The sequence below is a fragment of the Klebsiella sp. 2019SCSN059 genome, from assembly GCF_021739525.1.
In the GTDB taxonomy this organism is placed as follows: domain Bacteria; phylum Pseudomonadota; class Gammaproteobacteria; order Enterobacterales; family Enterobacteriaceae; genus Klebsiella; species Klebsiella quasipneumoniae.
Window position 1 is genome coordinate 1 of record NZ_JAKKOM010000079.1, and the last position, 4091, is coordinate 4091.

At 51.3% G+C, this 4091-nt stretch carries 3 protein-coding genes and 4 tRNA genes; 6 read left to right on the forward strand and 1 reads right to left on the reverse strand.

Annotated features, from left to right (window positions below):
• The first annotated feature begins 257 nt into the window (after window positions 1–257).
• Together murB and birA are read left to right on the forward strand one after the other, a co-directional pair.
• A complete protein-coding gene (gene murB, locus L2I46_RS28690; protein WP_032454528.1) occupies window positions 258–1286 on the forward strand; it encodes a UDP-N-acetylmuramate dehydrogenase in 1029 nt (342 codons plus the stop codon).
• Window positions 1283–2245 carry a bifunctional biotin--[acetyl-CoA-carboxylase] ligase/biotin operon repressor BirA gene (gene birA / locus L2I46_RS28695; RefSeq protein WP_004206834.1) on the forward strand — a complete coding sequence of 321 codons (963 nt, stop codon included), beginning with the start codon at window positions 1283–1285 and terminating at the stop codon, window positions 2243–2245. Before murB ends, birA begins: the two co-directional genes overlap by 4 nt.
• A 26-nt stretch (window positions 2246–2271) precedes the next feature.
• On the opposite strand, the gene coaA is transcribed toward birA, so the two are convergent.
• Entirely contained in the window at window positions 2272–3222 is a 951-nt protein-coding gene (gene coaA / locus L2I46_RS28700; RefSeq protein ID WP_032429237.1) for a type I pantothenate kinase, read from the reverse strand.
• 429 nt (window positions 3223–3651) lie between these two features.
• On the opposite strand from coaA, the gene L2I46_RS28705 reads away from it, so the two are divergent.
• From L2I46_RS28705 to L2I46_RS28720, 4 genes are all read left to right on the forward strand, one after another.
• Window positions 3652–3727: transfer RNA gene (locus L2I46_RS28705), tRNA-Thr, on the forward strand.
• A gap of 10 nt (window positions 3728–3737) precedes the next feature.
• Window positions 3738–3822, forward strand: a tRNA-Tyr gene (locus tag L2I46_RS28710).
• 115 nt (window positions 3823–3937) lie between these two features.
• A tRNA-Gly gene (locus L2I46_RS28715) sits at window positions 3938–4012 on the forward strand.
• Window positions 4013–4017: 5 nt separating this feature from the next.
• Window positions 4018–4090, forward strand: a tRNA-Thr gene (locus L2I46_RS28720).
• The last annotated feature ends 1 nt before the right edge of the window (window position 4091 follow it).

A 4091-nucleotide genomic window follows, 5' to 3' on the forward strand; every position in this document is an offset into this window, starting at 1 on the left:
GTCGAAAGACTGAGCTTTTTGTTTTTGCGTTTAAAAAGAACCCCGTCCCGAAAGGTGCGGGGTTTTTTGCTGTGTGGGGTATATTTCCCCGGTGGTGCTGTGCTTACCGGGGCTACGGACCTTGCGGGTTCTGTAGCCCGGACCGGTACACCACATCACCACCGTTAGCGCCCGCAATATTATTGCCTCTGTAATCAGGCAAGCCTTCCCCCGCCAGATACGGTAAACTAACGCCGATTTTGCATCAGGAAGCCACTATGAACCACTCCCTCAAACCCTGGAATACCTTTGGCATTGAGCGATCCGCCAATACGATAGTACGCGCCGAAACTGAACAACAGTTATTAAGCGCCTGGCAAACCGCTGTCGCGGCTGGCGAACCCACGCTAATCCTTGGGGAAGGCAGTAACGTCCTGTTTCTGAACGACTATGCCGGTACGGTGATCCTCAACCGAATTATGGGGATCGAGGTGAGCGAAACCCCGGATGCCTGGCGCTTGCACGTCGGCGCCGGCGAAAACTGGCATCAACTGGTGCAGTTCACGCTACAGCATGCGATGCCTGGTCTGGAAAATCTGGCATTAATCCCTGGTTGCGCAGGATCTTCGCCTATCCAGAATATTGGCGCCTACGGCGTCGAATTGCAGCGGGTTTGCGAATATGTTGACTGCATCGAGCTGGAAACGGGACGTAAACAACGCCTTTCCGCAGCGGAATGCCGTTTCGGCTATCGCGACAGCATCTTTAAACATGAATATCAGGACCGCTACGCCATCGTCGCGATTGGCTTGGCGTTAGAGAAAGCGTGGCGACCGGTGCTGAGCTACGGTGATTTAACACGTCTCGATCCGCAGACGGTCACCCCGCAGCAGGTATTCGATGCGGTCTGTCATATGCGAATGACTAAATTGCCGGATCCAAAGATTAACGGTAATGCTGGCAGCTTTTTTAAGAACCCGATCGTCAGCGCTCAGGTTGCAGAAGCGCTGCTGGCGCAGTTCCCTCATGCACCGCACTATCCGCAGGCAAACGGCAGCGTCAAGCTGGCCGCTGGCTGGCTAATCGATCAATGTCAGCTCAAAGGACAACGCATCGGCGGCGCGGCCGTGCATCGACAGCAGGCGCTGGTACTGATTAATGAAGATCAAGCGACCAGTGAGGATGTGATAAAGCTTGCCCATTACGTTCGCCAGCAGGTGGGTGCGAAATTCAATGTATGGCTTCAACCCGAGGTGCGCTTCATTGGAACGCATGGTGAAGTCAACGCAGAGGAGAGCATTGCGTGAAAGACCATACTATCCCTTTAACGCTAATTTCTATCCTTGCTGATGGTGAGTTTCACTCAGGTGAACAGCTTGGCGAGCAGTTAGGCATGAGCCGGGCGGCGATTAATAAGCATATCCAGACTTTACGCGACTGGGGCGTTGATGTGTTTACCGTACCGGGCAAGGGTTACAGCCTGCCAGAGCCTATTCATCTTTTGGATGAGAAAAAGATCTCCCAACAGATAGAGCATGGCCGAGTGACTGTCCTTCCGGTAATCGACTCCACTAACCAGTATTTGCTGGACAGACTGGATGAGCTGACGTCCGGCGATGCCTGCGTGGCTGAATATCAGCAGGCAGGGCGGGGTCGACGAGGCAGAAAATGGTTTTCCCCCTTTGGCGCGAATCTCTATCTCTCAATGTACTGGCGTCTGGAGCAGGGCCCGGCAGCGGCTATTGGCCTAAGCCTGGTGATCGGTATTGTGATCGCTGAAGTGCTGCAGCAACTCGGGGCCGAACAGGTTCGCGTGAAATGGCCGAACGATATTTATCTGCAGGATCGTAAGCTGTCAGGGATCCTCGTGGAACTGACGGGAAAAACGGGCGATGCCGCACAAATCGTCAGCGGCGCGGGTATCAACCTTGTGATGCGTCGCGTGGAGTCTGATGTCGTCAATCAGGGTTGGATCAGCCTTCAGGAAGCAGGGGTGGTCATCGATCGTAACCTCCTCGCCGCGCGCCTGATTAAAGAGCTGCGCCTGGGGCTGGAGCTGTTCGAGCAGGAAGGGTTGGCTCCTTATCTGCCGCGCTGGGAAAAACTGGATAACTTTATTCATCGTCCGGTAAAACTGATTATCGGTGATAAAGAAATTTATGGCATTTCCCGCGGTATTGACGCCCAGGGGGCGCTATTGCTGGAGCAGGATGGTGTGATAAAAGCCTGGGTCGGTGGTGAAATATCATTGCGCAGCGCAGAATAAAAAAGGGAGCTTCGGCTCCCTTTGCTTTATTTCCGTAAGCGTACCTGATTAACGGAATGATTGGCGCTCTTGGTCATAATCAGGCTGGCGCGCTCGCGGGTTGGAAGGATGTTTTCCTTGAGATTCATTAGGTTAATCTCATTCCATAGCGAGGTGGCAATATCCACCGCTTCTTCCTTCGATAGCTTGGCGTAATTATGGAAATAAGAATCCGGGTCGGTAAATGCTCCTTCCCGGAATTTAAGAAAGCGGTTGATATACCAGCTTTTCAATAATTCTTCCGGGGCATCGACATAAATAGAAAAGTCGACAAAATCCGATACGAATACATGATGCGGATCGTGTGGATAATCCATCCCACTTTGCAGAACATTCAGTCCTTCAAGAATGAGAATATCCGGTTGCGCGACAGTTTTATCGCCGTCGGGAATAACATCATAAATTAGATGGGAATAAACCGGTGCAGTTGCCTGTGGTACTCCTGATTTGAGATCGGAGACAAACTTCACCAGCCGATGCATATCATAAGACTGCGGAAAGCCTTTCTTCTTCATTAACCCACGTTCTTTCAAAACCGAGTTAGGGTGCAAAAATCCGTCAGTGGTAATGAGTTCAACATGGCGATGCTCAGGCCAACGGCTAAGCAAGGCCTGCAGTACACGGGCGGTGGTGCTTTTACCTACCGCAACGCTGCCAGCTATGCTGATTATATAGGGAATTCGCTGACCGTTGGTGCCAAGAAATTGTTCGAGAACCGCCTGACGACGCAGGTTAGAACTAATATAGAAGTTGAGCAAACGCGACAGCGGCAAATAGATCTCAGCAACCTCTTCCAGAGAGAGATCTTCGTTGATGCCTTTTAACCGCGTGATTTCTTCCTCGGTTAACGTCATCGGGACAGAATCACGAAGTGCAGCCCATTGGTGGCGGTTAAATTGTAGGTACGGTGTCATTAACGTCTGCTCTTTTTGGCTCATAAGCATGTTCTTACCATCACCGAATACGTTGAAACGGCGATGCTTCACACGAGTTAATCAGGACAATGGGCAGGAGGGTAACACCAGATTGCCGGGAATAATAAGAAAAAAACTCATTGAATGCTGCTTTCTCGCGCCAGCGTCACAAGAGAGGAATAAGTTTCTTATGCTTTGCAAAGCATGGCCTTTGCTAACAGGATTGTGCTAACGGCCTGCTGCCTTTCAGTCTGCGGTCAGCATACGTTCCGGGTAAACGTGGATGACCGAAACCGCGCCTGCTGTGCTGTTTGCTGGCGATTATTTGCACTCCGTTGTTTGAAATTACACCGTTTTTTCGCGTAAGAGCACAAAATGTGAGCAAGAGAACGTTTTATGCAAATTTTTAGTTGCATGAACTCGCTCCTCTCCCTAGAATGCGCGCTACTTGATGCCGACTTAGCTCAGTAGGTAGAGCAACTGACTTGTAATCAGTAGGTCACCAGTTCGATTCCGGTAGTCGGCACCATAACAATTTGGGTGGGGTTCCCGAGCGGCCAAAGGGAGCAGACTGTAAATCTGCCGTCATCGACTTCGAAGGTTCGAATCCTTCCCCCACCACCACTTTCTGGCGACGCTTTGCGTAGCCGGAGTTGGTTGGGTAAACTAATCAGCTCAATACTACAGAGAGCAGTCTCTTTAGTATTACAGAAAGAACTGGGTAGCCGAGTTTCAGGATGCGGGCATCGTATAATGGCTATTACCTCAGCCTTCCAAGCTGATGATGCGGGTTCGATTCCCGCTGCCCGCTCCAGACGTGCTGATATGGCTCAGTTGGTAGAGCGCACCCTTGGTAAGGGTGAGGTCCCCAGTTCGACTCTGGGTATCAGCAC

Bases quoted from the DNA above. Each gene is read 5' to 3' on its own strand.
- murB (WP_032454528.1), top strand. From the start codon at position 258: ATGAACCACTCCCTCAAACCCTGGAATACCTTTGGCATTGAGCGATCC.
- coaA (WP_032429237.1), bottom strand. From the start codon at position 3,222: ATGAGCCAAAAAGAGCAGACGTTAATGACACCGTACCTACAATTTAAC.